The 26,423-nt window shown below is 64.0% G+C and carries 22 protein-coding genes; 7 read left to right on the top strand and 15 right to left on the bottom strand.

What is annotated here, in order from left to right:
• Positions 1 to 17: 17 nt before the first annotated feature.
• From QQ992_RS03995 to QQ992_RS03985, 3 genes are all read right to left on the bottom strand, one after another.
• Positions 18 to 2,420 (bottom strand): TonB-dependent siderophore receptor, encoded by a 2,403-nt coding sequence (locus QQ992_RS03995; RefSeq protein ID WP_286112278.1) that lies wholly within the window; start codon positions 2,418 to 2,420, stop codon positions 18 to 20.
• A gap of 129 nt (positions 2,421 to 2,549) precedes the next feature.
• Positions 2,550 to 3,497 carry a FecR domain-containing protein gene (locus QQ992_RS03990; RefSeq protein WP_286112277.1) on the bottom strand — a complete coding sequence of 316 codons (948 nt, stop codon included), beginning with the start codon at positions 3,495 to 3,497 and terminating at the stop codon, positions 2,550 to 2,552.
• Positions 3,494 to 4,000, bottom strand: coding sequence for a sigma-70 family RNA polymerase sigma factor (locus QQ992_RS03985; RefSeq protein ID WP_286112276.1), 507 nt, complete (start codon positions 3,998 to 4,000; stop codon positions 3,494 to 3,496). The genes QQ992_RS03990 and QQ992_RS03985 overlap by 4 nt, the downstream gene beginning before the upstream one ends.
• A 115-nt stretch (positions 4,001 to 4,115) precedes the next feature.
• Between QQ992_RS03985 and QQ992_RS03980 the strand changes: the two genes are divergently transcribed.
• Positions 4,116 to 5,828, top strand: a complete 1,713-nt coding sequence (locus QQ992_RS03980) for a SulP family inorganic anion transporter (RefSeq protein ID WP_286112275.1) — start codon at positions 4,116 to 4,118, stop codon at positions 5,826 to 5,828.
• Here QQ992_RS03980 and QQ992_RS03975 read toward each other — a convergent pair.
• From QQ992_RS03975 to QQ992_RS03935, 9 genes are all read right to left on the bottom strand, one after another.
• Complete coding sequence (locus tag QQ992_RS03975; RefSeq protein WP_286112274.1) at positions 5,825 to 6,835, bottom strand: DUF2955 domain-containing protein; 1,011 nt, start codon at positions 6,833 to 6,835, stop codon at positions 5,825 to 5,827. The two genes, QQ992_RS03980 and QQ992_RS03975, sit on opposite strands and share 4 nt — an antisense overlap.
• Positions 6,825 to 7,922 carry an HlyD family secretion protein gene (locus QQ992_RS03970; RefSeq protein WP_286112273.1) on the bottom strand — a complete coding sequence of 366 codons (1,098 nt, stop codon included), beginning with the start codon at positions 7,920 to 7,922 and terminating at the stop codon, positions 6,825 to 6,827. The genes QQ992_RS03975 and QQ992_RS03970 overlap by 11 nt, the downstream gene beginning before the upstream one ends.
• Entirely contained in the window at positions 7,919 to 9,433 is a 1,515-nt protein-coding gene (locus QQ992_RS03965) for an efflux transporter outer membrane subunit (protein ID WP_286112272.1), read from the bottom strand. The genes QQ992_RS03970 and QQ992_RS03965 overlap by 4 nt, the downstream gene beginning before the upstream one ends.
• A 13-nt stretch (positions 9,434 to 9,446) precedes the next feature.
• Complete coding sequence (locus QQ992_RS03960) at positions 9,447 to 10,544, bottom strand: AI-2E family transporter (RefSeq protein WP_019098863.1); 1,098 nt, start codon at positions 10,542 to 10,544, stop codon at positions 9,447 to 9,449.
• A 39-nt stretch (positions 10,545 to 10,583) separates the two neighbouring features.
• Positions 10,584 to 11,780 (bottom strand): monovalent cation:proton antiporter-2 (CPA2) family protein, encoded by a 1,197-nt coding sequence (locus QQ992_RS03955; RefSeq protein ID WP_119368815.1) that lies wholly within the window; start codon positions 11,778 to 11,780, stop codon positions 10,584 to 10,586.
• Between the two features lie 36 nt (positions 11,781 to 11,816).
• Positions 11,817 to 12,635: a polyphosphate kinase 2 gene (gene ppk2, locus QQ992_RS03950; RefSeq protein WP_119368814.1), complete on the bottom strand. Its 819-nt coding sequence runs from the start codon at positions 12,633 to 12,635 to the stop codon at positions 11,817 to 11,819.
• 104 nt (positions 12,636 to 12,739) lie between these two features.
• A complete protein-coding gene (gene ycaC / locus QQ992_RS03945; protein ID WP_010951959.1) occupies positions 12,740 to 13,360 on the bottom strand; it encodes an isochorismate family cysteine hydrolase YcaC in 621 nt (206 codons plus the stop codon).
• Positions 13,361 to 13,442: 82 nt separating this feature from the next.
• On the bottom strand, positions 13,443 to 14,462 hold the full coding sequence (locus tag QQ992_RS03940) for a transporter (protein ID WP_286112269.1): 1,020 nt from the start codon (positions 14,460 to 14,462) through the stop codon (positions 13,443 to 13,445).
• Between the two features lie 97 nt (positions 14,463 to 14,559).
• Positions 14,560 to 15,561, bottom strand: coding sequence for a Fic family protein (locus QQ992_RS03935; protein WP_119368813.1), 1,002 nt, complete (start codon positions 15,559 to 15,561; stop codon positions 14,560 to 14,562).
• A gap of 231 nt (positions 15,562 to 15,792) precedes the next feature.
• On the opposite strand from QQ992_RS03935, the gene QQ992_RS03930 reads away from it, so the two are divergent.
• The 4 genes from QQ992_RS03930 (at position 15,793) to QQ992_RS03915 (ending at position 20,561) form a co-directional block, all read left to right on the top strand.
• On the top strand, positions 15,793 to 16,182 hold the full coding sequence (locus QQ992_RS03930) for a YybH family protein (RefSeq protein ID WP_198748916.1): 390 nt from the start codon (positions 15,793 to 15,795) through the stop codon (positions 16,180 to 16,182).
• 93 nt (positions 16,183 to 16,275) lie between these two features.
• Positions 16,276 to 17,775, top strand: coding sequence for a purine-cytosine permease family protein (locus QQ992_RS03925; RefSeq protein WP_105945602.1), 1,500 nt, complete (start codon positions 16,276 to 16,278; stop codon positions 17,773 to 17,775).
• Between the two features lie 13 nt (positions 17,776 to 17,788).
• Complete coding sequence (locus QQ992_RS03920; protein WP_286112267.1) at positions 17,789 to 19,219, top strand: aldehyde dehydrogenase family protein; 1,431 nt, start codon at positions 17,789 to 17,791, stop codon at positions 19,217 to 19,219.
• A 124-nt stretch (positions 19,220 to 19,343) separates the two neighbouring features.
• Positions 19,344 to 20,561, top strand: a complete 1,218-nt coding sequence (locus tag QQ992_RS03915; RefSeq protein WP_286112265.1) for a DUF3422 domain-containing protein — start codon at positions 19,344 to 19,346, stop codon at positions 20,559 to 20,561.
• 28 nt (positions 20,562 to 20,589) lie between these two features.
• Here QQ992_RS03915 and QQ992_RS03910 read toward each other — a convergent pair whose 3' ends face one another.
• The 3 genes from QQ992_RS03910 to QQ992_RS03900 all read right to left on the bottom strand — a co-directional run bounded on the left by QQ992_RS03910 (position 20,590) and on the right by QQ992_RS03900 (position 24,793).
• Positions 20,590 to 22,992 carry a DUF3772 domain-containing protein gene (locus QQ992_RS03910; protein WP_286112263.1) on the bottom strand — a complete coding sequence of 801 codons (2,403 nt, stop codon included), beginning with the start codon at positions 22,990 to 22,992 and terminating at the stop codon, positions 20,590 to 20,592.
• A gap of 56 nt (positions 22,993 to 23,048) precedes the next feature.
• Entirely contained in the window at positions 23,049 to 24,101 is a 1,053-nt protein-coding gene (ada, locus tag QQ992_RS03905; RefSeq protein WP_286112262.1) for a bifunctional DNA-binding transcriptional regulator/O6-methylguanine-DNA methyltransferase Ada, read from the bottom strand.
• A gap of 65 nt (positions 24,102 to 24,166) precedes the next feature.
• The gene (locus QQ992_RS03900; protein WP_286112261.1) at positions 24,167 to 24,793 is read right to left on the bottom strand and encodes a DNA-3-methyladenine glycosylase family protein; all 627 of its coding nucleotides are present in this window, start codon (positions 24,791 to 24,793) and stop codon (positions 24,167 to 24,169) included.
• Between the two features lie 171 nt (positions 24,794 to 24,964).
• Between QQ992_RS03900 and QQ992_RS03895 the strand changes: the two genes are divergently transcribed.
• Together QQ992_RS03895 and QQ992_RS03890 are read left to right on the top strand one after the other, a co-directional pair.
• Positions 24,965 to 25,480 carry a sigma-70 family RNA polymerase sigma factor gene (locus QQ992_RS03895; protein ID WP_060709595.1) on the top strand — a complete coding sequence of 172 codons (516 nt, stop codon included), beginning with the start codon at positions 24,965 to 24,967 and terminating at the stop codon, positions 25,478 to 25,480.
• Complete coding sequence (locus QQ992_RS03890; protein ID WP_286112260.1) at positions 25,467 to 26,423, top strand: FecR domain-containing protein; 957 nt, start codon at positions 25,467 to 25,469, stop codon at positions 26,421 to 26,423. Before QQ992_RS03895 ends, QQ992_RS03890 begins: the two co-directional genes overlap by 14 nt.

The raw sequence follows: 26,423 nt of genomic DNA, 5'->3' as shown, positions 1-26,423 counted from the left end.
GACTGTGGGGCCAGGCCTTAGAAGTCCCCGCGCAAGCTCAGCATGTAGCTGCGCGGCATACCGTAGGTGGTACCGCGCGTCCAGTAGCCGGTCGAGTCGAAGTACTTGCGGTCCAACAGGTTCTCCACGTCCACGCCCACCGTCCAGTGCTTATCGAGCTTGTACGCCGCCCGTGCATCGAACACTGCCCGGCCGCTGTTGCTCACTCCGTTGTAGGCATCGTAGTAATGGGACTGGGCCGACACGCCGCCCCCGACACTGAGGCGGTTCCACTCACCCGGCAGGGTGTAGTTGGTATTCACCCGCAACAGGTGCTTGGGCGTTTGCGCCGAGATCGGCCCACCCGTCTCCGACTGCGTGGTGTTGAAGGTGTAGCCAGCTGCCACTTGCAGGCCTGGCAGCAACTCACCGCTGGCCTCCGCTTCGAAGCCCTTGCTGCGGCTGATGCCATCGCTGTTCACGTAGCAACGGCCGGCAACGTCGGTCGGGCAGTTGCCGTCGTTCTCGTAGTCACGAGCGGCAACGTCTTTCTGCTCGATGTAGAACAACGCAAAGGACAGGTTCAGGCGCTTGTCGAACAATTCGCCTTTGATGCCGGTTTCGTAGTTGGAACCGATGGCGGGGTCGAGCATCTTGCCGCCGGCACTGCGGTAGCTGGCCTGTGGCATGAAGATATCGGCGTAACTGGCGTACAGCGACCAGTTGTTGTCCAGGTCGTATAGGGCACCGACAAAAGGCGTGAACTCATGCGTCTGTTCGTTGGTGCTTTTCAGCCCGCCGCTCCAGGCCTCGGTCTTGTACCAGCTCAGGCGACCACCCAGCACCAGGCTCAGGTCCTCGGTCATGTGCAGGCGGGCATTGAGATAGGTGCCGTAACGGGTATCGAAGGTATCTTCCTTGTAGTCCCAGCCCTGCCGCGAAGGCTCGGGGACAATGCTGTGGTCCGGGTCGAACACATTGAGCGGGATGGGGCTGTCCAGCTTTACCGTGGCGTCCTTGTCATTCATCTTGCGCCTGGACCAGTTGGCCCCCAGCGACAGCTGATGGCTCAGGCCAAAGGCTTCGAATTCGCCGTCCAGGTGGCCGTCCACCGCGTTGGCGGTGACATCGAACTTGTGAAAACTGGTGTCGTTGATCATCGGCCCCGTGGGGCTGCCGTACTCCAGCGTATCTTCTGCGCTCCACTCGATGGCACTGCGGTTGTAGCGGCTTTCGGAATGCGACAGCGCCAGCTTGCCCGTCCAGTTGTCGTTGAAGCGGTGGTTCAGGTCGGCAAATACTTCATCGGTACGGGTTTGCAGCGTAGCCCAGTCCTGGCCCAGGAAGGTGGAACGCTTGAGGTGCGGGTTGCTGCCGTCGGGGTTGTTCGGCAGGCCCAGCACACTGTAACCATCGATGCGCGAGGTTTGCCGGCGCAAGCCCAGGGCCACGGTAGTGGCGTCGCTCAGGTCACCTTCGACAATGCCGTACAGCAACGGCCGCTTGGCCTTGCTGACATCGGTGAAGTAGCCACGGTCCTCGTAGGACGCCACCACGCGGCCACGCAAGGAGCCTTCCGGGTTCAGCCTGCCGCTGGCGTCCAGGTCGAGGCGGTAGTAGTCCCAGGAGCCCGCGCGGGTGGTCACGGACAAACGCGGTTCAGCAGTCGGGCGCTTGCGCACCAGGTTCACCGCGCCCCCGGGGTTACCTGCCCCTACCAGCAGGCCTGAAGCACCGCGCAATACCTCGACACGGTCGAACACCGCCATGTCGGGGATCATCCAGCCGGTGTAGGCATAGGCCTGCCCGGCCACGCCGTCGACCATGTAACTGTCGTCGGTGATGTCGAAGCCACGGGAACTGAAGTGGTGGTTACCATAACCACGGTTGGCGCGGGTGATACCGGTGGTCTGGGCCATCACCTGGTCAAGTGACACCAGGTTCTTGTCGTCCATCAGCTTGCGCGTGACCACAGTCACCGACTGGGGGGTGCGCCGCAGCGACTGAGGGGTTTTGCCGATGGTCACGGCACCCGTGGTGTACGAGCCTGAACCCTCGGTGGTTTCGCCCAGGCCCACGCTATTGATATTGGTGGCCCCCAGTTCCAGCGCACCTTTGGCATCGACTGCCGGCACCACACTGAAGGTGCCACTGCCGGTGACGATCAGTTGCAGGCCACTGCCCGCCAGCGCCTGTTGCACGGCTTGCAGGGCACTCATCTCACCCTGGATGGCGGGTGCCTGTTTGCCGACGACCAACGCGGGGTCCAGCGACATCACCTGCCCGCCTTGGCGGGCAATGGCGTTTAGGGTGTGCGCCAGGCTGGCGGCGGGCAAGTCGAAACGCAGCAGCTGTTGCTGCGCGGAACCTTCTGCCCAGACGAAGGCCGTTGGCACGGCGGCCAGGGTGATGGCAAGGGCTAGGGGCCAAGGTTTGAACACGTGGATACTCCTGAATTTTTGCTGTTGTCAGGAGAGAGGTGGGACGAGCGAGAAAAACCGGACACGAATGATAAAAATTTTCATTCAATAACAGCCCCCGCGACAAATTCCGCGCTCATCAACACCTGATCAGCGCGCTTCGATCAGGGTCATCCAGGGGCCATAGCGCTCCACCCGTATCGGCATGGTCTCTTCAAGGGCAGCCAAGGTGCGCTCGCTGTCATCCAGCGGGAACACGCCCTGCACGCGCAAGTTGCGCACCTGTGGGCTGACGCGGATAAACCCGGGGCGATACGGGCGCAGTGCGTCGATCACTGCCGCCAAGGGTTCGTCCAGCACGCTGAGGTGGCCCTGTACCCAATCGGCGCGGTAGGCCTGGCCGGTAAGCAACGGCTCGATGCGTTGAGCATGCAACAACGCCGCTTGGCCCTCCTGCAGATCCCGTTCGGTACCACTGGGCAGCGATGCGCGCACGGCATGCTCCAGCACCACTACACGTGTGGCATCGGCCAGTTGCTCGACCAGAAAACGCGTGCCCAAAGCGCGTACATCACCTTGGTCGCTGCGCACGATGAACGGCCGGGCAGGGTCTGCCGCAACCTGCACCACCAGCCCTCCTCTGTGCAGGCGTAGCAGGCGACGGCCGTCGGAAAAGGCCAGGTCGACCGCCGTGCCGGCATTCAGGGTCAGCCGGCTGCCATCAGCCAACGTAAGGCTACGACGCTCGCCAGTGCCGGTACGGATATCGGCAGTCAATGCCTGGCCGGTATCGCTACGGACTGCAAACCACAGGCTGCTACCCAGCAGAGAAAACCCGGCCAATGCCCGTAGCACATCGCGTCGGCCTGCTTCAGGTTCCAGCAAGGTATCGCGCAAGGTACCGGGAGCCCGACGCACCACCTCGAAGTGCCCACCCAGGCCGCGTTGCAACTGCTCCCAGGCTTGGGCGTTGGCCGGGTCGTGCCCCAGCCACTGCTGGAACAGTGCCTGTTGCCGGGCGTCGTCACGGCCGGAGCGCAGGCGCACCATCCAGGCAATGGCCTGCTCGGCAGCCGGGCTCAGTGCATGGCGGCTCATGATTGCGCCCCACTCAGGTAGCACTGGCGCAAGGCCTGTGTCATGTAGCGGCCGACCGTTCGTTCGGATACATCCAGACGTCGGCCGATTTCCGCGTAGATCAGGCCATCGAGCTGACTCATGAGAAAGGCCCTCTTCACCACCAGTGGTAGCCCGGCCAGGCTACGGTCGATGGCGTGCAGGGCCTCCAGCAGCAGGTGCGTTTCCTCTGGCGAGGGCGCCAGCGCCTCCGGCAGCAGCATCAGCCGCTCCAGATAGGCCTGCTCCAGGCGTCGGCGGCGGAGACGGTCGGAGATCAGCCGTCGGGCAATGGTCGAGAGGTAGGCTCGCGGCTGCTCGATGGACGCGGGGTCGACCCGGGCAGCAAGTAGCTGGCAGAAGGTTTCGGCAGCCGTGTCCTCGGCGTCCGGGCGGTTGCTCAGTTGCCGATGCACATGCCGCAGTAACCAGCGGTGGTGATCGCTGAAAAACAGACCCAGCTTGCTGGTGTGGGATGCGGGCACGGGCGGGACCAGAAGTTAATGAGAATTTATCGCATCTTATAGATAGGGCGCCGGAAGCGCTACCCGGCTCCAACACCTATTCTGTCAATCAGCACCCTCCCCCAGAGCCCGCACCATGCCCGAACCCACTCGCTTCGACTGGCAACGCTGGTTACCCGGCCTGGTCACCCTGCTCCACTACAAGCCAGCCTGGCTGGCCAAGGACATCGCCGCCGGCCTGGTGCTCACCACCATGCTGGTACCCGTGGGCATTGCCTACGCCGAAGCGTCCGGCGTACCCGGCATCTATGGCCTGTATGCCACCATCATTCCCCTGCTGGCCTATGCCCTGTTCGGCCCCAGCCGCATCCTCGTGCTGGGCCCGGACTCGGCACTGGCCGCGCCGATCCTGGCGGTGGTGGTGCAGTACGCCGCCAGCGACCCGCAGCGGGCAATCGCCATCGCCAGCATGATGGCGCTGGTCGCCGGGGCGTTCTGTGTGATTGCCGGGCTGCTGCGCCTGGGCTTCATCACCGAGTTGCTGTCCAAGCCGATCCGCTATGGGTACATGAACGGTATCGCCCTCACGGTGTTGATCAGCCAACTGCCCAAGCTGTTCGGCCTGTCGGTGGACAGCCAAGGACCGCTGCGAGATATCTGGAACCTGATTCAGGCCCTGCTTGCCGGCCAAGGGCATTGGCCAAGCTTCATGGTCGGTGGTGGCAGCCTGGTGCTGATCCTTTTGCTCAAGCCCTTCAAGCGGGTACCGGGCATCCTCATTGCCGTGGTGCTGGCCACGCTGGCGGTGAGCCTGCTGGGGCTCGACCAGCAAGGCGTGAAGGTGCTCGGCGAGTTGCCCCAAGGGCTGCCCGGTTTTGTCTTGCCCTGGGTCAGCGACATCGACCTGGTGGAGGTGCTGCTCGGTGGCATCGCGGTAGCGCTGGTGTCGTTCGCCGACACCAGTGTGCTGTCGCGCTCCTATGCCGCACGCCTGAAAATGCCGGTCAACCCGAACCAGGAAATGTTCGGCCTGGGCGCGGCCAACCTGGCCTCGGGGCTGTTCCAGGGCATACCCATCAGCAGCAGTTCATCGCGCACGCCAGTGGCCGAAGCGGCCGGCTCACAAACCCAGCTCACCGGCATTATCGGCGCGCTGGCGGTCACCCTGTTGCTGCTGGTGGCGCCCAATCTGATGCAGCACCTGCCCAACAGTGCCTTGGCCGCCGTGGTGATTGCTGCCGCACTGGGCCTGTTCGAGTTCACCGACCTCAAACGTATATTCCACATGCAGCAGTGGGAGTTCTGGCTGTCGTTCACCTGCTTTGTCGGCGTAGCCGTATTTGGCGCTATTCCCGGTATCTGCATCGCCGTGGCCATCGCAGTGGTCGAGTTTCTGTGGGACGGTTGGCGGCCGCACCATGCGGTACTGGGCCGGGTGGATGGCACGCGGGGCTACCATGATGTGCAGCGTTATCCGCAGGCCCGACGCATTCCAGGGTTGGTGCTGCTGCGTTGGGACGCGCCGCTGTTCTTCGCCAACGCCGAGCAGTTCCAGAGCACAGTGATGGCGGCAATGGACGCATCGCCTACACCGGTGCAGCGGTTGATCATCGCGGCGGAGCCAGTGACCAGTGTCGACATCACTTCGGCCGACATGCTGGCCGAGCTGGACCGGGCGCTGGAGGCACGGGGGGTGGAGTTGCAGTTTGCCGAGATGAAAGACCCGGTGAAGGACAAGATGCGGCGGTTCGGGTTGTTCCAGCATATGGGGGAGAAAGCCTTTCATCCAACGGTGGGCGCGGCAGTGGATGCCTATCTGGATGAGAGCGGGGTTGACTGGCAACCCTAGGCAGCCCGAACCCGGCGCCGATCAATCCAGATCAGCATGGCACTGGCATACACCGACACCGCCAGAAACAGTGCCATGCGCACCGCAAACGCCTTGTACACATCCTGCCCGCCAGCACTGTCCTGCACCGACTGCCCCAGCAGGATCAACAGGGTCGTCAGGCAACTCACCCAGTACGCCGGGCTCTGCCGGTTCTGCACCACCTGGTACAGCCGCCGCGCCTGCCAGAGCGCGAACAGCAGCACCCACAGAAAAAACATCCACAGGTGCACGAACAGGCTCAACGCTCCCCACATCAGTATCGCCAGCAACCCGGCGAGCAATGTTGAGCCAACCAGCTCACGGCTGGCGTGCCGCGCGCGGGTTTCGCCGGCCTGTTGCCCCACACTCACGGCCTTCATGATCAGCGGCATGTACTGGTCCGGGGCAATCAGCGCCAGCAGGAAGGCCGGCATCACAATCAACGTGGCGCGCAACGCTACCCAGCTGACATGCGCGCGCCCCAGCAGCGGCGGTACCGGCTGTGCCGGCGCATTGGCAGGTTCGGGAAACAGCACATGCGCCAAGGCCGTGCCCAGCACCGCAAGCAACATGCCTTTGGCCAGCGCGTCGACCACCGAGAGGGCCAAGGTGAAGTCGCTGGTACCCGCAGCAGCAATCATCGTCAGGCCGACTATCAGCAAGTTGGCCAGCAGGCCGTTGCCGCCCATCAGGGCATAGCGCAACGTGAGGAAAACGCCCACGCCCACCAGCAACACTCCGCTGACCGGGGCGTGACGCAACAGTGGAATCAGCAACAACCCGCTGCCACACGCGAGCAGCACCAGTACCGCCAAGGCGGGTGCCGCTCGCAACGGCAATGGCTGGCTGCGCATGGCCAGCAACAGCACGGCGAACACCGGTGCCAGGATCGGCACGGGCAGGCCGATGCCGAAGCTGACCACCAGGCACAGCGCCACGCCCCAGGCCAGGCGCAGGGCCCGCAGGCGGCGCAACTCAATAGGCATACGACAGCCAGCTCATCAGCCACATGAACAACCGGCCCAGCAGGTTCAGCGGGTTGCCTTCGCCGGGCAAGGCCATGACCTCGGCCTGGCCGCCGACCCGCAGCACGGTCTTGTCCTGAAGCTGGTCGCGCTCAAGCTCGACAATCACCGGGAAGCGCTGTGCCGAACGCAGCCACTCGCGGCTGTTCTGAACGGTCGGCAATGTACCCGGCGGGGTGCCCTGGCCCACGCTCACGCCGTAGCCAATGCTGCGAACACGCCCCTTCAACACGGTACCGGGCAGCGCATCGAGCACCACCAGCACCGGGGTGTCGGGGCGCAGGCGGCCGAGGTTGTTCTCGGTCATGTCGGCACTTATCCACACATCGTGGATACTGATCAGCGTCATCATCGGGCTGCCAGCCCCGACATAATGCCCAACGTCAGTGCGCAGGTCGGTGATCAGGCCATTCGCATCAGCGCGCACCACCGTGCGCGCCAGGTCAAGCCGTGCCTTTTCGACATTGGCCGCAGCACTGCGCAGCTGGGCGTTGTCCTCCTGCGCCCCGCCCTGCTGCTCACGGGCCCGTTCCACCTCCGCACGGGCCGCCGCCACCTGGCTGATGGCCTGGTCGCGGGTAGCCTGGGCGCCTTCGAGCCGGCGCACCGAAACCGTGCCCGGGTCCTCATCGATCAGGCGCTTGAGCCGTTCGGCGTCCTGCTGCGCCTTGCGCGCATTGGCCTGGGCCGCCACCAGCGCGGCCTGGGCCGAGTCAATGCCGGCGGTACTGGCGCCGATCTGACGGCGCACGGTTTCGAGGTCGGCTTCGGCGCGGGCCAAGGCAATGCGGTACTGCTCCTGATCGAGCTCGAACAGCACATCGCCCTGGCGCACCTCCTGGTTGTTGCCGACTGCGACACGCTTGATCTGCCCGGCCACTTCGGCGGCCACCGGGACCACGTACGCCTGCAGGCGGGCCTGCTGGGTGTACGGCGTGAAGCGGTCGGCCAGCAGGTACCAGAGCAGGCTCACGGCAATCAGCAGCAGCACCCAGCGCATGCCGCGATCAGGGGCCGACGGAGGTGGCGTAGGCGTGCTGTCGCTCATTGGTTTTCACCTTGTGCATGTGCCGTGGGGGCTGGCTCGTCGAGCAGCTCGCCCCAGTCGGTGCGGTGCTGCATGTGCTGGCGGGTGGCCGGGTCGATCGGTGCGCGGCGGGCATCCCAGCCACCGCCCAAGGCCTTGTACAAGGTCACCAGGCTGCTGACTGCGTTGCCACGGCTGACCAGGTAACCGTCCTGTTGCTGCAACAGCAGTTGCTGGGCATCGAGCACGCGCTGGAAGTCGGCAAAGCCTTCGCGGTACTGCGAGCTGGCCAGGTTCAGCGAACGCTGCGCAGCCTGCGAGGCCTGCTCGCGAATGGTTGCGCTCTGCAGCGAGCGGACAAGCCCGCTGGCGGCATCGTCGGCTTCGCGGGCCGCTTCGCGCACGTTTTGCTGGTACAGCTCGATCAGTTGCTGCAAGCGGGCATCCTCTACGCGCACGGCATTCTTGCGCCGGCCATAGTCGAACGGGTTCCAGATCAGGCTCGGGCCAGCAGCCAGGTCGAAGGTGTCGGGCAGGTGACTGGCGGATAAAAAGGTCCAGCCAATGCTGCCCAGCAGGCTCAGCTGTGGATAAAGATCGGCCTCGGCAACCCCGACCAGCGCCGACTGCGCCGCCACCGCCTGCTCGGCGGCGCGGATGTCCGGGCGGCGCTGCAAGAGGTTGGCCGGTACATCCTGAAGCACGGCGCGGTCTGGCAATGGCAGCAGGCCATGGCCGGCCTCCAGCTGCGGCAGCGGCCCGGGCGGGCGGCCCAGCAGCGAGCACAGCACGTTGCGCAGGGCGTTGAGCTGGTTTTCGAATTCGGGGATGGTGGCCAGGGTCGCCAGGTATTGGGTGCGCGCCTGCTGCCAGTCGAGTTCGTCATTTTCGCCATGGCGGAACAACCGCTCGGTGATCTCCAGGCTACGCGCCTGGCGCTCGGCGTTCTCGCGCGCGATATCCAGCCGTGCCTCGGCGGTACGCAGGGCGAAGTAGGTGTCGGCCACTTGTGCACGCAACAGCAGCATGGCATCGGCGTAATTGGCCTGGGAAACGAAGTAGGCCGCATCTGCGCTTTCGATGGCGCGGCTGAAGCGCCCCCAGAAGTCAATTTCCCAACCGATGTCGAAGCCCACGCTGGATTGCCAGAACACCGAGTCGCGCGCTGCTGCAGCGCCGGACTGGTCTTGCTTCAGGTACAGGCTCTGCGCGCTCAACTGTTGCAACTGTGGATAACGCCCGGTCTGCACGATGGCCAGCTGGGCACGGGCTTCGGCGATGCGCAGGCCCGCCACGCGAAGGTTGGTGTTGTTGGCATCGGCCTCGGCAATCAGCGCGTCCAGCATTGGGTCGGCGAACACCGTCCACCAGCGGCGCAGGTCGGGCGCCGCAGCGCTGCGCCCTGCCTGCTCCAGCAAAGGCGTGCTCCAGCCGGCCAGCCAAGGGGGCTGGGGCTTTTCGAAATCCGGGCCAACCTGGGTGCAGCCGGCCAGCACTACCAGCAGCCCCAGACCATAGCCGTGCGTGGGCATGGCAGCCCCTGGCTCAGGCAGCAGGTGGTGCCGGTTGCTCCGGCACCTGCAGTGCAACCCATTGCCAGAACAACACGTAGGTGACGCCAAGGATCACCGGGCCGATGAACAAGCCGATGATCCCTTTGACCACCATGCCGCCCAGCGCGCCGATCAGCACCACCGGCATCGGCACGTCCACCCCTCGCCCCAGCAGCAGCGGCTTGAGCACGTTGTCGGCCAACCCGGCAACGAAGGTGTAGATGGCAAACACGATGGTCGCGGCAGTAAAGCCTTCGACGTTGAACACATAGATGATCACCGGCACCGTGACAAGGGTAGCGGGCGCCTGGGCAATCCCCAGCATGAGGATGACGATGGCCAGCATGCCGGCCCCTGGCACCCCTTTGACCACGAAGCCGACGCCGATCAGCAGCATCTGGATGAACGCAATGCCGATCACACCCTGGGCCACCGCACGAATGGTCGCGGTGCATAACTTGGCCAATGGCTTGCCCCGCTCCTCACCCGACACCCGCATGGCGATGCGCTGTGCCGCGATTTCACCACGGTCACCAAAAGCCATGATCACCCCGGAGATGATGATCGCACCGATGAACAGCAAAAAGGCCCCCCCGGCACTGGCCGCAGCCCCCAGCACCGTGCGTCCGGCGCCCTTGAGCTGGGGCATCCACTGGTTCAGCACACTGGCCATGTTTTCGGAGGCCGCCAACCAAAGGGCATGCACCTTCGGCCCGATCAGTGGCCACGCCGCCACGGCGTCAGGTGGGGTCGGCACGCTCCAGGCTCCGCTTTTGAGCAACGTCACCAGGCTGTCCACCGATTCGCCGATGGACATCACCACCAGGTAGATCGGCACTAGCAGCACCACCAGTACCAGCACCACCACCAGCGTCGCCGCATACCCCTGCTTGAGGCCGGTACGGCGCTGGAGGCGACAATGCAACGGGTACAGGGTGACCGCGAGGATAACCGCCCACAGCATCAGTTCCAGAAATGGCTGGAACACCTGAAAGGCAAAGATCACCAAGGCAGCCACCAGGCCGGCTTTGATCAGCACATCGAGCAAGCCCCGCGACAGGGCGCTGTCCAGCTTGATACCCGGTTGCATGCTTCACCTCCGAACATTCAGTTCGTCATGTGCCACGGTTCAGTCGCTCGTTTCCGGGTTTGCCTGCACGGGGCTGTCGTCCCGTAACTGCCGCGCCAAGGCCATCATCACCAGCGGTACCACCGCCATCGACAAGGTAATGGCCAGCACCAGCACGTCGTGCACCTGCCGAGTCAGCACTTGATGTTCCAGCGCCAGCTTGAACACCACGAAGGCAAACTCGCCACCCGAGGCCAGCACCACGCCCAGGCACAACGCCTGGGCCTTGTTGAGCCCGCCAACCGTACGCCCGAGGCCATACAGCAAGGGCAGCTTGATGGCGACCAGCAACACGGTCAGGCCCAACACCATCAGTGGCATGCCAAACAGCAGGCGCAGGTCGGCACTCATGCCCACGCCAACGAAGAACAGCCCCAGCAGCAGGCCTTTGAGCGGCTCGATCTGGGTTTCCAGTTCGTGGCGAAATGGCGACTCGGCCATCAGCACGCCGGCCAGAAATGCCCCCAATGCCATCGACACGCCCACGTGCTCCATCAGCCAGGCGGTGCCCAGCACTACCAGCAAGGCCGTGGCCGTCGACAGCTCGGGCAAGCCCGAACCCACCGTCCACTTGAACACCGGGGTCAACAGATAGCGACCAAAGACAATCAGCACACCAATGCCGACAGCCACGGCCAGCACTGGCCAGGCCCCTTCGTCGGCGGTGCTGACATCACCCCCGAGCAGCGGCACCACGGCAATCAAGGGAATGGCGGCAATGTCCTGAAACAGCAGGATGGCCACCGCCAGGCGACCGTGCGGCTTGCCCAGGTCCTTGCGCTCGGCCAGTACCTGCAAGCCAAAGGCGGTGGACGACAGCGCCAGGCCCAGGCCCAGCACGATGGCAGCGGGTTTCGATTGGTCGAACAGCCAGTACGCCAGCAGCCCAAGCAGCACCGCAGTCAGCCCCACCTGCAAGCTGCCGACGCCAAACAGCGCCCGGCGCATGGTCCACAGACGCCGGGGTGAGAGCTCAAGGCCAATCACGAACAGCAGCATGACCACGCCCATTTCCGACAGCCGCGCCACGTTGTCCGGGTTGTCGAGCAGGCCGAACACCGAAGGACCAATCAGGATACCCGCCAGCAGGTAACCCGGTACCGCCCCCATTTTCAGGCGCTGTGCCAGCGGTACCAGAAGCACCACGGCCAACAGGAACACCACCGTCGCCTGCAACAGGCTGCCGTCATGTGGCATGAGCTCGTACCTTCGCAGCTCCCCGCAGGGAGGGGGTCAGAAGCGTTCTTCGACGACCTTGAACGGATAGGCCACAGCCTTGTACTTGCCGATCTTGCCGCGTTTGGGCAGCTTCACCAGCTGGTCGCGGGTGATGTCCTTGTAGGGAATGCGGCCAAGCAGATGGCTGATGATGTTCAGCCGGGCGCGCCGCTTGTCGTTGGAATGGGCCATGAACCACGGTGCCCAGGCGGTATCCGATGCCTGGAACATGTCGTCACGCGCCTGGGTGTAATCATCCCAGCGGGTGTACGACTTGAGGTCCATCGGCGACAGCTTCCACAGCTTGCGGCCGTCATTGATGCGGTCCTGCAGGCGCCGGGTCTGCTCTTCGGCGCTGACTTCAAGCCAGTACTTGATGAGGATGATCCCCGACTCGACCATGACCTTTTCGAACACGGGTACACCGGTCAGAAACTTGTCCACTTGCTCGTCAGAGCAGAAGCCCATGACCCGCTCGACCCCGGCGCGGTTGTACCAGCTGCGGTCGAAGATCACCACTTCGCCCGCAGCGGGCAGGTGGCCCAGGTAACGCTGCAGGTACATCTGGGTCTTCTCTCGCTCGGTTGGTGCGGGCAGTGCCACCACGCGGAACACCCGTGGGCTGACGCGCTCGGTGATGGCCTTGATGGTGCCACCCTTGCCGGCACCGTCACGGCCTTCGAAGACGATACACACCTTCAGGCCCTTGGCGACCACCCACTCCTGTAGCTTCACCAGCTCTACATGCAGGTGTTTGAGCGCTTTTTCGTAGGCCTTGCCGCCCAGTTTTTCTGGCATTTCCTGGGTGGGTTTCTTCCTGGACGGCTTCGACATGACACTCTCCTGAAGGGGAATGAAGAGTCAGTATGGTCGATTCATGACGGTTTGCCGCTTCGCTTGCCGGTTGAGAGGGGGCTGCGGTGCAGCCCCCAAAAAACCTACTTGGCCAACTTGTTGTAGCTGGTCATCAGGTTGCGGTAATCCGGAATATGGTTGGAGAACAGGGTGCCCAGCCCTTCAATGTCATTGCGCCAGTCACGATGCAGCTCACAGGCCACGCCGAACCAGGTCATCAACTGTGCACCGGCAGCCTCCATGCGCCGCCAGGCGGAGTCGCGGGTGAGTTCGTTGAAGGTGCCGGAGGCGTCAGTGACGACGAACACCTCGAAGCCCTCCTCCAGCGCCGACAGTGCCGGGAAGGCCACGCACACTTCAGTGACCACACCGGCAATCAGCAGCTGCTTCTTGCCAGTGGCTTTTACCGCCTTGACGAAATCTTCGTTGTCCCAGGCGTTGATGTTGCCGGGGCGTGCAATGTAGGGGGCGTCGGGGAACTGCTCTTTCAGCTCCGGCACCAGCGGGCCGTTGGGGCCAGTCTCGAAGCTGGTGGTGAGAATGGTCGGCAGCTTGAAGTATTTGGCCAGGTCGGACAGGGCCAGCACGTTGTTCTTGAAGCGGTCGGGGTCGATGTCCCTTACCAGCGAGAGCAGGCCGGTCTGGTGGTCGACCAGCAGCACCGCAGCGTTGTTCTTGTCCAGACGCTTGTATTGGAAGGCCATGGCGGATCTCCTTGCTTCAGCGGGTTGGGAGTATCAGCGTAGGCAAGGATGCAGGGCGAAAGGGACCGTCAGTCGGCTCGGCTTAGTATTCACGGCGCTTGCGAAACGCCCAACGCCCCACCAGCACGGTAAAGGTCGCCACCAGGGCCACCAGCACCCAGAAGCCATGGGGGTTTTCCGCCAGGGGCACCCCGCCGACGTTCATGCCGAAGAAGCCGGCGATGATGTTGATTGGCAGCGCGAGCACGGTGACCACGGTCAGGGTGAACAGGGTTCGGTTGGTCTGTTCGTTGAGCTTGGCGGCGATTTCTTCCTGCAACAGCTTGATCCGCTCGCCCAGGGCAGTGAGGTCACTGATCACCAGGGTGAACTCTTCCGTGGCCGCACGCAGCTGGCGTATGTCCTGTTCCTGCAACCACTCGGGCGGGCGGTTGAGCAGGCGCAGCAGCGCCCCCGGCTCCAGCGCCAGCAGGCGCTGCAGGCGCACCAGCACCCGGCGCATGCTACCCAGCTCGGCGCGGTTGTCGCTCAGGCGCTGGGACAGCAACTGGTCTTCGATGCGGTCGACGCTGGTGGTGGTTTCGCGCACGATCTGGGTCAGTACATCACCCTGGTCGCGCAGCAGGTGCACCAGCAGCTCGATGGACGAACGGAAACGCTCGCCCTGCTTGACCGACGAGCGCAGCTTGTCCACCGAATGCAAGGGCTGCAAGCGCGCACTCACCAGCAGTTGGCTGCTGGCGCAGGCCCACAAGGTGGAAATGTCCGACGACACCAGGCCGAAGTTGAACACCACATCGTTCACCACGGCCAGCAGTGCCGAGTCGGCGTGTTCGATGCGGGTCGAGCGGGAGCCTTCGCGCAGGGTTTCAAAGAACGCATCGGGCAACTGCAAATGGGTGCGCAACCAGCGCTCACAGGCGGCGTGGGCCAGGTTCAGGTGTACCCACAGAAACTCGCCGGGCTCCAGTGGCTGACCGAGCGTGCGCAACAACTGCGCCGAATCGATTTCACGCCCGGGCTGGCCGGGGCGGAAGGCGAAGGCGTAGAGCAGGCCGAACAGGTCGTGGTCCTGTGGCAGGTGCAGCGCGGGATGGCCCATTCGAACTCGCCATGAGGCACGGGGAGATGGCAGAAATGTTGCTGAATAATCGTTGCAGCCAGATGACAGTTGCGCCCTGCCACGGGCAGGCGCCAGCCTACTTTGGAGCTCGTCGATATTGCTGCTTAGGACTACGAGGTGATTCAGGATCTGTCATTTCAATCAATCCAGCCGCCAAAGCCGGGTACAAATAGCTTTTGCGGAACGTGTCCCGGTGCGATAGGCCAAGTCGCTGCATCAGTTCACTGCTTTTCAAGGCAACTCCAGCAGGTAGCACGCTCAGCAGGCTAGCTACTTGATCGGTTACTTGGTCGGTTACTTGGTCGGTCGACTGATCGCTCCCTTCCGCTTCAATAAGCGCCTGCAGCAGCGCTTCAAGCATGTATTCGACAAACGGGGTTGCTTCAGCAGCTTGGTCGGCAGCAGCCAGCGCAGCGTAGTACGCGTCCTGTTGCTCACGAATAACCGTTTCGACCGGCAAGTACGCCAGCACCGGCCGCCACTGACTGAGCAGCAGCGTCTGCCACAGCCGCCCCATCCGGCCATTGCCGTCGGCGAACGGGTGAATGAATTCAAACTCGTAGTGGAATACGCAACTGGTAATCAGTGGGTGCCAGTTGTTATTCACAAGCCAATGCTGCAGGTCCTCCACCAGCGTAGCCACACGACTGGCAGGCGGCGCCATATGCAGCAGGCGAGCACCTCGATAGATGCCTACACCACCTCGCCTGTAACGGCCAGCGTCATCTATGAGGCCATGCATCAGCATGCCGTGTGCGGCAAGCAGGTCACGCTGGGACTCAGCGCTCCAGCCAGGCATCGCGTCATAGGTAACGAATGCATTGCGGACCTCCTGAATTTCACGCGGTAGCCCCAATACCCGCTTGCCATCCAGCAACGCGGTTACCTGCTCCACGCTCAGGGTGTTGTTCTCAATGGCAAGCGATGCCTGAATGGTACGAATACGGTTGCCTCGCCGCAGTTGCGGCGTCAGCGTTGCGTTGCGGTAGGCAGTCAATAACCCCACTTGCTCACTGATTTCGGCAACCAGGGCCAGAATGCGGGGTGTCACCGTTAGCGGTGGTTGGTAATTGCTCATTGCCTGCAACCTGAGGGAGTGGAGAACGATGCCGGCCTTGGAAGGATGCATTCCGACTGCTGAATGCCACGGCTGAGGACACCTTAATCCACGCATTAAGCGGGGGCAAAGGAAGCTTTGCCATCACTTCACAAATTCCTGAACTGATTATTTGCCGCCAGCGATTTTTCCCCTCGCCAACCGCCACCAGAATCGCTTCACCATAATCACAAAAACCGTGAGGCCACTCCCGTGGACCAGACTCTCCAGGTACGGCAGGCGGCCGCCGACCTCGTCGCCGCGTTTGCCAGCAACGATACCGCCCGCTATTTCGCCTGCTTCAGCGAAGACGCCACCTTCCTCTTCCATACCTTGCCGCAACCGCTGCTGTCGCGCCGTGCCTACGAAGACCTCTGGGCCCAGTGGCAGGCCGAGGGTTTTGCCGTGCTCGCCTGCGAGTCGGGCAATGCCCAGGTGAGCCTGCAAGGCGATGTGGCGATCTTCATGCACGATGTGGCCACCCATATCCGCATCGCCGGTGAAGAACACCAGTTGAGCGAGCGCGAAACTATCGTGTTCCGCCGCCACGGCGAACAGTGGCTGGCTTGCCACGAACACCTGTCGGTCGTATCGCCGGCCTGATCATCTTTTTACGCGGCCCTGCCGCCCTGCCATCGCACCCACAAGAAGGCCCGCGCACTGCGCAGGCTACAACAACCGCGCTGGAGCATCACCATGAGCCACTCGACCGGTATCGAGACCAACGGCGTCGAACAGATCCCCGACGATCAACGCGACGCCTCCCCGCTGGACCTGTTCCGCCTGATCTTCGGCGGTGCCAATACCTTTGCTACCGCCGTGCTGGGCAGCTTCCCGGTGCTGTTCGGGCTGTCGTTCCAGGCGGGTGTGTGGGCGATTCTGCTCGGCGTTGCCGTCGGCGCGCTGATCCTTGCACCAATGGGCCTGTTCGGGGCACTGAACGGCACCAATAATGCAGTGTCCTCTGGCGCACACTTTGGCGTGCATGGGCGTATCGTCGGCTCGTTCCTGTCGCTGCTGACGGCGGTGGCGTTCTTCTCGCTGTCGGTGTGGAGCTCGGGCGATGCTTTGATCGGCGGGGCCAAGCGCCTGGCCGGCCTGCCGGAAACCGACCTTACCCTGGGCCTGGCCTACGGCCTGTTCGCGGTGCTGGTGCTGGTGGTGTGCATCTTCGGCTTCCGCTTCATGCTGTGGGTCAACAAGATTGCCGTGTGGGCTTCGAGCCTGCTGTTCCTGCTGGGTATCGTCGCCTTTGCCGGGCCGTTCGATGCCGGTTACGCCGGCAGCGTCAACCTGGGCCAGGCGGGCTTCTGGGCAGCCTTCGTCGGTGCAGCGATCCTGGCCATGAGCAACCCGGTGTCGTTCGGCGCCTTCCTGGGCGACTGGTCACGCTACATCCCGCGTGAGACGCCCAAGGCGCGCATCATGCTGGCCGTGATTGCCGCCCAGGGCGCCACGCTGATTCCGTTCCTGTTCGGCCTGTGCACGGCCACCCTGGTTGCAACCCAGGCACCGGACTACATCGCCGCCAACAACTATGTAGGTGGCCTGCTGGCCGTGGCACCGACCTGGTTCTTCTTGCCGGTGTGCCTGATTGCGGTGATCGGCGGCATGTCCACCGGCACCACGGCGCTGTATGGCACTGGTCTGGACATGTCCAGCGTGTTCCCACGCTTGCTCAGCCGCGCCGGCGCCACGTTGCTGATCGGTGTACTGGCGATCGGCTTCATTTTCGTCGGCCGTTTCACCTTCAACCTGGTGCAGAGCGTGTCGACCTTTGCGGTACTCATCATCACCTGCACCAGCCCGTGGATGGTGATCATGATCCTCGGCCTGATTACCCGCCGCGGCTTCTACCACGCCGATGACCTGCAGGTGTTCACCCGCGGCCAGCGTGGTGGCCACTACTGGTTCCTGCACGGCTGGAACTGGCGCGGCATGGGGGCGTGGATCCCCAGCGCGGCGGTCGGCCTGTGCTTCGTCAACCTGCCGGGGCAGTTCGTCGGCCCACTGGGCGACCTGGCCGGCGGCATCGACCTGAGCCTGCCGGTCACCCTGGGCCTGGCTGGCGTGCTGTACCTGCTGCTGCTCAACCTTTTCCCTGAACCTGCTGGCGTGTATGGCCCTCAAGGCCCGCGTTGGGTGCGTTGCAAAAGCACCACGCACACGCCCGTGACCACTGCCGAAATGGCCTGACTGGAAACCGACCATGACCACTTCCCACTATATCGCCGGCCGCTGGGTCGAAGGCCAGGGCAGCGACTGCATCAGCGTCAACGACCCTGCGCTGGGGCAACCGTTCGCTGAATTCATGGCTGCCAGCGTTGCCCAGGTCGACCAGGCCGTGGCCGCCGCCCGTAGCGCCCTGCCCGCCTGGAGAAGCACCGGCGCCAGCGAGCGTGCAGCCTTCCTGCGCGGTTTTGCCGAACAGCTCGGGCAGCGCCGTGAAGCGCTGATCACCTTGCAGATGCGCAACAACGGCAAGCCGCGCCATGAGGCCGAAATCGACCTGGACGACGCCATCGCCACCTTCACCTACTACGCCGAACTGGCAGAACAGCTGCCCTCGAAAAATCGCGATGTGCCACTGGCCGTACCCGGCTTCACTGCCCGTACCCGCCTGGAGCCGGTGGGTGTAGTCGGCCTGATCGTGCCGTGGAACTTCCCGCTGGTGACCAGCGCCTGGAAGCTCGCCCCGGCCTTGGCCGCTGGCTGCACCGTCGTGCTCAAGCCGTCGGAAGTCACCCCTCTTATCGAGCAGGCCTACGGCCAGATCGCCGATGCCCTGGGCCTGCCGGCTGGCGTGCTGAACATCGTCAATGGCAAGGCCGAGACTGGCGCTGCGTTGAGCAACCACAACGGCCTGGACAAGCTGTCGTTCACTGGCAGCAACAGCGTCGGTAGCCAGGTGATGCGCAGCGCTTCGGCGCAGTGCCGGCCGGTAACGCTGGAGCTGGGCGGCAAGTCGGCCATCGTGGTGTTCGATGATTGCGATGTGGACCAGACAGTGGAATGGATCGTCGCCGGCATCACCTGGAACGCCGGGCAAATGTGCTCGGCTACTTCGCGCCTGCTGGTGCAGGACGGTATTGCCGATGCGCTGCTGCCGCGCCTGCAGGCGGCACTGGAAAACTTGCGGGTGGGTAACCCGTTGACCGAAGAAGTCGACATGGGCCCGCTGACCAGCCAGGCACAATGGCTGAAGGTGGCCAGCTACTTTGCCACCGCACGCGAGGAAGGTTTGCAATGCCTGGCCGGTGGCAAGGCGCTGGACCGGGACGGCTGGTTCGTCAGCCCGACGCTGTATGCCGATGTGCCAAAAGACAGCCGCCTGTGGAGCGAGGAGATCTTTGGGCCGGTGCTGTGTGCACGGCGGTTTGCCAGCGAGGAACAGGCGATTGCCGAGGCCAACGACAGCCGCTTCGGGCTGGTAGCCACCGTCTGCTCCGCTGACCTGGAACGTGCCGAGCGCGTGGCCGATGCGCTGGAAGTTGGCCATGTGTGGATCAACTCGGTGCAGGCCGTGTTCGTCGAAACCTCGTGGGGCGGCACCAAAGGCAGCGGGATCGGCCGTGAGTTGGGGCCTTGGGGGTTGTCGGCCTACCAGTCGGTCAAGCATGTGACGCGGTGCCTCGGCTGATACTGCAGGGGCCGCGCTGCGGCCCTTTTCGCGATACAAACCCTCCCCCGCGTGACTTTCCCCTCCCCCCGCAAAGTCCCACTTCCTGGTACCCCCACAATCACAACACCAGGCCGGACCACCCATGCACCCTCAACGCACCGCCTTGCACAACGAACTGCACGCCCGCCCGTCGCTGTATTTCGACGGCCCGGCGCATGTCTTCCACCAGGCCCTGCTCGGCGGTGATGCTGCCTGTGCGGCCCTGCTGCAACGCTGCTGCCCGGATGCCCTGGACACAACGGCAGCCCAAGGCATCACCCGACTGGACGGCCACCCGTTCAAGTGGGAACGGCACACCGAGTTCTTCACCCTGACACTGGTAGTGCCCTGCACGGCTGCCGATACCGAGTGGCAAGCCCTGCCACCCGTGCTGGCCGAGGCCATCGCCCCGCAGGCGGCACAGGTGATCAACGCCGTGCAGGTGCTGGTACGCGACGAGCAAGACCTGGACCTGCCCCAATACGGTTTCAAAGACCCCTGCGGCTCGTGCGTCGGTGGTGGCGATGCGGTGGTATGGAGTGATTTCCGCCTGACCGAGGACGGCACCAACCGCTTCCTGTTCATCAACCGCCGCCTCAATGCCTACCGCCAAGGCCGCATGATCCGCCGCCTGCTGGAGATCGAAACGTACCGGATGATGGCCTCGCTCACCCTGACCACGGCCAAGGCCCTGAGCCAGGAACTGGATGCCTTCGACAAAACCCTGGTCACCCTTTCCGAGCGCAGTGCCGGGGGTGAAGGGCATGACTCCAAAGGACTGCTGGAAGCCATTGCCCACCTGTCACGCCAGGTTGTAAGCCGCACGGTAAAAACCCGCCACCGCTTCGGCGCCACCCAAGCCTATGCACAACTGGTGTTCGAACGCCTGGGCGAACTGCGGGAGAGCCATGTGGGTGACTGCCAGCGTTTGGGGGTGTTCATCGAACGTCGGTTCAAACCGACCGTGCGCTACTGCGCGGCCACCGAGCAGCGGCTGGAACAATTGGCGAAGAACGTGGCGAACCTGGGCGACTTGCTGCAGGCGCGGGTGCAAGTGGAGATGGAAGAACAGAACGCCGGCATTCTGCACAGCCTCAATGCCCGCGCTGATGCCCAGGTAAAGATCCAGCGGGCGGTGGAGGGGCTGTCGATCATCGCCATCACCTACTACCTGCTGAACCTGTTCAAGCTGCTGTATGGCGGGCTGAATGTGCTGGGGTTGGGGCTGACGGCGCGGGATGGGCTATTGGCCATGGCGCCGCCAGTGTTGTTGGTGTTGCTGGTGATTTTGCTGCGGATCAGGCAGGCCAAGCAGCATTGAGGTCGGGGGCGCTTGGCGCCCCCGCTCTTTACACCGACTCGTCAGCGGGGCGAGCGCCCTCTTGCACCAGCACCATGCTCTGTGGCGATGACAGGGGAATGCCTTCGTCGCGCAACCGCCCGAGAATGGTGAACAGCAGGTCACTGCGGGTACCCGATACCTGTCGCGGGCTCCCTACATAACCACTGACGCCAATCACCATTCCGCTGCTGGTCAGGTCCTTGAACGACACCGACGTAGCCGGTGCATCCAGAATCGCCTCATGCTCGTGGTACGCCGCCAACAGCAGTTCACGCACGTGGTTGGCATCGGTCTCCAGGGGCAAGGTCAGGGTAATACCGACCACGCCCAGCGCATTGCCCATGGTCACGTTGCGCACGTTCTGCGAAATGAACTGCGAGTTGGGCACGATCACCGTCGAACGGTCTGACATCTGGATCTCGGTGGCGCGCACGTTGATGCGGCGGATATCACCCTCGACACCTGCCAGGCTCACCCAGTCGCCCACCTTTACCGGGCGCTCGGTCAGCAGGATCAGGCCGGAGATGAAGTTCTGCACGATTTGCTGCAAACCGAAACCGATACCGACCGACAGGGCACTGACGACCCAGGTCAGGCTGGTGAGGTTGATGCGCAAGGTCGACATCACCAGCATGGCCAGGAACAGGAAGCCCAGGTAACCCACCAGGGTCACCAGCGAGGCGCGCATGCCGGCGTCCATGTCGGTTTCCGGCAGCAGGCGATCACTCAGCCAGCGCTTGACCACGCGAATGGCGAACAGCCCACCGAAGAAAATCGCCAGGGCCAGCAGAATGTCCTGCGGCACGATGTTCAGGTTGCCGAGCAGCTTGCCGCCGGTGCCGTCCCAGTCGCCCAGGCTCAGCAAAAGTTCGCTGGGGCTGGTGCCCGATGGCATCAATACCAGCAACAGCGCCAGGAACAGCACGATGGTGCGGCCGATGCCGGCCAGGATGGTGCTGGCCTGAGCCTGATGGCGCGGCGCCAGGCCCAGGGTAGACGCCAGCGCCAGGCCACCGGGCTGACGCGGCGACAACAGGGTTTCGCACAGGTCGCCAAAGAACGTGGTCAGCAAGTAGGCACAGGTGACGACCAGGCTGACCCACAGCAACTTGGCGGTGAGGAAGTAGGCAAGCGTCAGGTAACCGGCGAGCAGCGCCAGCAGAATCAACGACAGCCAGATGACCATCACGAACGGGATCAGCCCGGCCAGGCCCGTGGGGCGCTCCAGGTCATGCTTGCGCAGGGTGCGGCGGTAACGCAGCAACGCGCCGGCAAAGATGAACGCCACCACCAGCGCGGTCAGCCCGTTGACGGCCACCGTCAGCGCCAGGCTGGCGCCGATCACGCTGTTCATGCGCTCCATGGTCATCATGACCATCAGTGCCAATGCCAGCACCTTGGGGAACCAGCCCAGTGCACTGGCCACTTCGTCGTGGATCGGCGGCAGCCGCCAGGACGGGCGCTGCAGCATCAGCATGGCGCGGCCCAGGCCAGTGATGAAGGCACTGAACACCACCAGGGCGAGAATGTGGTTGGTCAGGCTGGCAATATCGCTGCCCAGCTCGGCGCTGCTCTCCAGCCCCCAGCGCAGCAGCGAAACAGAACCGGCGATGGTGCCCAGGGTTGCCAGGCTGACGCCCAGGGCCAAGGCGCTGCGGCGAAGACGGCCCTCAGGTAACCAGCCCACCATGGCGCTGGCCAGCAACCGCTCAAGCACGCGCCGCACCAGGGTCCAGACCAGAATCGCCGCCACCAGGCTGGTAATGAACAGCCAGCGGTTTTCGGCGCTGAAGGCACTGCTGATGGCATCGGCTGCCTCGCCGCGCAGGTCACGCAGGCGCGCCACGTCGTCCTGGGTGGGGCGGATGATGCTCTGCCAGAACGCCGGGCTCAGTGGTGAGGCCGCACGGCTGGTGATCTGCGAGTTGAACTGACTGCGGCGCAGGTTGACGATTTGCGTGGACAGGTCACGTGCTGACTGGGTCAGCTTGGTGGCCTGATCCTGCTGAGCCACCAGCGCCTTTTTTTCGGCCTCCAGGGCTTTGCGCTGCTGAGTCAGGGTGACGGCCTCGTCCGGCTGGACCGGGCCAATCACCTTCAGCTTGTCGTCGAGCTTTTCCACATCGGTGGTGCGCTGCGCACTCAAGGCGTCCGCCTGGCGCTGCACCTGCATCGCGGCCAGGCGCAATTGCGACAGCAGGTCGTCGTTGGCCTCACTGGTGACGCCCTGACGGACCTGATCCAACCGGTCGCTCAGTTGCTCGATGCTGGCGTTTTCATCCAGCGCTGGCGCTTCGGCTGCCGCCAGGTTGGACAATGGCGTGGCCGGGGCCGACCACGCCGGGCTGGCAAGCGCCAACAGCAGGACCATAAGGCCTGCGCAATAACGGGCAAGGCTGACACGCCTCATCGAATATTCCTCTTTACAACTCGATTTGGCGGGGGATTCTACGCGGCTTCAAGCCATCAGGAGAGTGCCGTCTCTCGTTTGAGTAGCTGCTGTTTGCGCTCGACGCCCCAACGGTAGCCGCTGATGTCACCGTCCCGACGCACTACCCGGTGGCACGGGATGGCCACGGCAATGTGGTTGGCCGCGCAGGCCATGGCGACTGCACGCACCGCTTTGGGCGCACCGATGCGCTCGGCGATGTCAGTGTAGCTGACCCGGCTGCCGGCCGGCACCTCGCGCAGGGCCTGCCACACCCGCTCCTGAAACGCCGTGCCCTGCACATCCAGCGGCAAGGTCAGGCCCAGCGCCGGGGCTTCGACGAAGCCCACCACTTCGGCAACCAGCTGTTCGTAGGCGCTGTCGCCGCCCATCAGACGGGCTTTGGGGAACTGGTCCTGCAAGTCTTGCAACAGGGCCTCGGGATCGTCGCCCAGCAGAATCGCGCAAATCCCCTTCTCGCTTTGAGCCACCAGGATCGCGCCCAGTGAACACTGACCGATGGCGAAATGGATCGTTGCCCCTGTGCCGCCAGCGCGGAATTGCCGGGGGCGCATGCCCAGGCGCTGACCGGCGCTTTCGTAGAAGCGGCTGTTGGAGTTGTAGCCCGCATCGTAGATGGCGTCAGTGACTGAACGCTCTCCGTCTTCCAGGTGCGCACGCACACGCCGCGCGCGAAAGGCGGTGGCATAGGCCTTGGGGGTGACGCCGGTTTCAGCCTTGAACAATCGGTGCAGGTGGAAGGGGCTGACGGCCAGTTGCGCACTGAGCTGGTTGAGGCTGGGTGCAGGGTCGCTGGCTTCGATCAGGCGGCAGGCACGGGTGACCAGTAGGCTGTGGCGGGAGGTGCTGGCCTTGCTGATACAGCGTTTGCAGGCGCGGTAACCGGCCGCTTCGGCGGCAACGGGGGTGTCGTAGAACTCGACGTTGCTGCGCTTGGCCATGCGAGACTTGCAACCGGGGTGGCAGTAGACGCCGGTGGTGCGCACGGCGTAGACGAAGTGGCCGGTGCCGGCGGTGTCGCGGGACGCTACGGCTTGCCAGCGTTGGTCAGAGGTGGTGTAGGCGTTCATCTTTGATTTCCGAGTATGTTGTTGCTTGTACCCGCGAAAGGGCCGGCACAGGCGGTGCGAAAGCCTCAGGCCCGCCACAGGTACCAGGCGGCCACCGTGCGGTACGGCCGCCAGCCGCCACCCAGCGAGCGCATCTGCGCAGGCGTTGGCGCCTTCTCCAGCCCCTTGAGCCGTCGATAGCCCTCACGCACACCAAAATCGTCCACTGGCAGAATGTCCGACCGCTCCAGGCTGTAGATCAGCAGCATCTCCACTGTCCACCGCCCTACCCCACGCAATGCCACCAAGCGTTCGATCAGGGCTTCATCAGCCATGGCCAATGCCTCCTCCTGGGTCGGCACCAGGCCGTCCAGGCGGGCCTGAGCAATGCCCTGCACAGTGGCCATCTTGCTCGCCGAAAAACCACAGGCACGCAGTGTTTCCGGGGTAAGCGCTAACAACTGCTCCGGCGACGGGAACGCGTCCTGCGGGAACAGCGCCAGCAACCGGCCAAGGATCGCCTCTGCGGCGCGGGCATGCAGCTGCTGGTAGGCAATCGCCCGCACCAGTGCCTCATAAGGCTCGCGCCCCGGCGTGGCCTGGTGCAGGCACGGCCCGGTCGCCGCGACGTGCCGCGACCAGTCCGGATCGAGCGCGGCAAGGTAATCGGTGGCCTCGCGCAAGGCCTGCGGCGAAAGGTCGGCCAGAATCATGGCACCTCCATCAAGTCGATTGCAGGTCCAGCTTAGCGCAGCCGTTCATCGGGCAAACGCCGGTTCTTGCGCGGCTAATTCCTGGCATACCATTGCTCCACGCCATCATCCCCGCATAGAATTGAGAACAATTCACAATCGCACACATCAAGGGACCGGGCCTTCGCTACGATGCAGATCAACGACACGCTCAAACCGGCCGAGGTCGCTCTGCTGTACCAGTCCCACCATGCCTGGCTGCGCGGCTGGTTGCGTAGCCGGGTCGGTTGCGGCGAGCATGCCGCCGACCTGGCTCAGGATACCTTCGTGCGCTTGCTGCGCGCCCGCCAGGTATCGCCGCTGAAAGAGCCACGCGCCTACCTCAGCAGCATCGCCCGTGGCTTGATGATCGACCAGTTCCGCCGCCGCGCACTGGAGCGGGCCTACCAGGAAAGTCTCGCACACTTGCCCGAGGCTGAAGTGCCCAGCGAGGAAGACCGGTTGGTCATCCTCGATGCCCTGGAGCGCCTGGACCGTGCCCTGCACCAGTTGAAACCGCGTGTACGCCAGGCGTTTCTGCTGGCCCAACTGGACGGTTTGAGCATCGTGCAGATCGCCCAGCAGCTGGACGTATCCCGCGCCACCATCGAGCGCGACCTGGCCAAGGCCCTGGGCGTCTGCTACCGGTTGCGCTATGCCGACACCTGACAGCACACCCGCGCAGGCACAGGTCGACCAGGCGATCGACTGGCTGGTGAAACTGCGCTTCGACCGCCCCAGCCCACGCACCGAGCAACAGTTCCGGCAATGGCTGGCCAGCCACCCGCATAACCCGCTGGCCTGGCAACGTGTCAGCCACCTCAGTGACGAGATGGCCGCGTTGCCCAAGGACCTGAGCCGGCGCACCCTGGACGGCGGCCAGCGCCAACGCGTCAGCCGCCGGAACCACCTCAAGTTGCTGGGGCTCCTGGCCGTGGGCGGCAGCCTGGGCTGGGCCGCACGCGAACCGTTGGGCCTGCCACAACTGCTGGCCGACAGCAGCACCGCCACAGGTGAACGGCGCCAATGGCAAGGCAGCGACGGCAGCCGCATCCAGCTCAACACCGCCAGCGCCATCGACGTGCGCTACAGCGCAGCGCAACGCCGGCTGGAACTGATCCACGGCGAGGTCAGCCTGGACAGCAACCCGAATGACAACCGACCGTTCCGTATCGACACCCGTGTCGGCCCGCTGACCACACTCGGCAGCCAGCTGTTGCTGCGCGAAAACAGCCAGGGCCTGCTGCTGTCGGTGCGTCGTGGTGAAGTTACGCTGTTCCCCTCCTCCGCCTCTGCGCGGCAAATCGAGCAGGGCGAAACCTTGCAGGTCGGGGCAAATGGCAGCATCCACGCAGTGACGCTGCACAGCGACCCGTGGGGCTGGACCGACGGAGTGCTCAGTGTGCAGCAGATGCCATTGGCCGAGTTTGTCGCCGAACTCGACCGGTACCGTCCAGGCCTGTTGCGCTGCGCGCCTGAAGTGGCAAGCTTGAAAGTGTCTGGCACCTTCCAGTTGGCTGACACCGAGCAGGTCCTGCAACTGCTCACTCGCAGCCTGCCTGTGCGGGTCGACTACAGGACGCGCTTCTGGGTAAACGTCGGCGCAGCCTGA

It is taken from the genome of Pseudomonas kurunegalensis (assembly GCF_030291635.1).
GTDB lineage: Bacteria > Pseudomonadota > Gammaproteobacteria > Pseudomonadales > Pseudomonadaceae > Aquipseudomonas > Aquipseudomonas monteilii.
The sequence above is the reverse complement of the archived record's forward strand: the minus strand, read 5'-3'. Positions and strand labels throughout refer to the sequence as shown.

Coding starts and splice junctions, on each gene's coding strand:
- QQ992_RS03990 (WP_286112277.1), bottom strand. CDS start 3,497: ATGAGCCGCCATGCACTGAGCCCGGCTGCCGAGCAGGCCATTGCCTGG.
- QQ992_RS03980 (WP_286112275.1), top strand. CDS start 4,116: ATGCCCGAACCCACTCGCTTCGACTGGCAACGCTGGTTACCCGGCCTG.
- QQ992_RS03975 (WP_286112274.1), bottom strand. CDS start 6,835: ATGCCTATTGAGTTGCGCCGCCTGCGGGCCCTGCGCCTGGCCTGGGGC.
- QQ992_RS03970 (WP_286112273.1), bottom strand. CDS start 7,922: ATGAGCGACAGCACGCCTACGCCACCTCCGTCGGCCCCTGATCGCGGC.
- QQ992_RS03965 (WP_286112272.1), bottom strand. CDS start 9,433: ATGCCCACGCACGGCTATGGTCTGGGGCTGCTGGTAGTGCTGGCCGGC.
- QQ992_RS03960 (WP_019098863.1), bottom strand. CDS start 10,544: ATGCAACCGGGTATCAAGCTGGACAGCGCCCTGTCGCGGGGCTTGCTC.
- QQ992_RS03955 (WP_119368815.1), bottom strand. CDS start 11,780: ATGCCACATGACGGCAGCCTGTTGCAGGCGACGGTGGTGTTCCTGTTG.
- ppk2 (WP_119368814.1), bottom strand. CDS start 12,635: ATGTCGAAGCCGTCCAGGAAGAAACCCACCCAGGAAATGCCAGAAAAA.
- ycaC (WP_010951959.1), bottom strand. CDS start 13,360: ATGGCCTTCCAATACAAGCGTCTGGACAAGAACAACGCTGCGGTGCTG.
- QQ992_RS03940 (WP_286112269.1), bottom strand. CDS start 14,462: ATGGGCCATCCCGCGCTGCACCTGCCACAGGACCACGACCTGTTCGGC.
- QQ992_RS03935 (WP_119368813.1), bottom strand. CDS start 15,561: ATGAGCAATTACCAACCACCGCTAACGGTGACACCCCGCATTCTGGCC.
- QQ992_RS03925 (WP_105945602.1), top strand. CDS start 16,276: ATGAGCCACTCGACCGGTATCGAGACCAACGGCGTCGAACAGATCCCC.
- QQ992_RS03920 (WP_286112267.1), top strand. CDS start 17,789: ATGACCACTTCCCACTATATCGCCGGCCGCTGGGTCGAAGGCCAGGGC.
- QQ992_RS03915 (WP_286112265.1), top strand. CDS start 19,344: ATGCACCCTCAACGCACCGCCTTGCACAACGAACTGCACGCCCGCCCG.
- QQ992_RS03910 (WP_286112263.1), bottom strand. CDS start 22,992: ATGAGGCGTGTCAGCCTTGCCCGTTATTGCGCAGGCCTTATGGTCCTG.
- ada (WP_286112262.1), bottom strand. CDS start 24,101: ATGAACGCCTACACCACCTCTGACCAACGCTGGCAAGCCGTAGCGTCC.
- QQ992_RS03900 (WP_286112261.1), bottom strand. CDS start 24,793: ATGATTCTGGCCGACCTTTCGCCGCAGGCCTTGCGCGAGGCCACCGAT.
- QQ992_RS03895 (WP_060709595.1), top strand. CDS start 24,965: ATGCAGATCAACGACACGCTCAAACCGGCCGAGGTCGCTCTGCTGTAC.
- QQ992_RS03890 (WP_286112260.1), top strand. CDS start 25,467: ATGCCGACACCTGACAGCACACCCGCGCAGGCACAGGTCGACCAGGCG.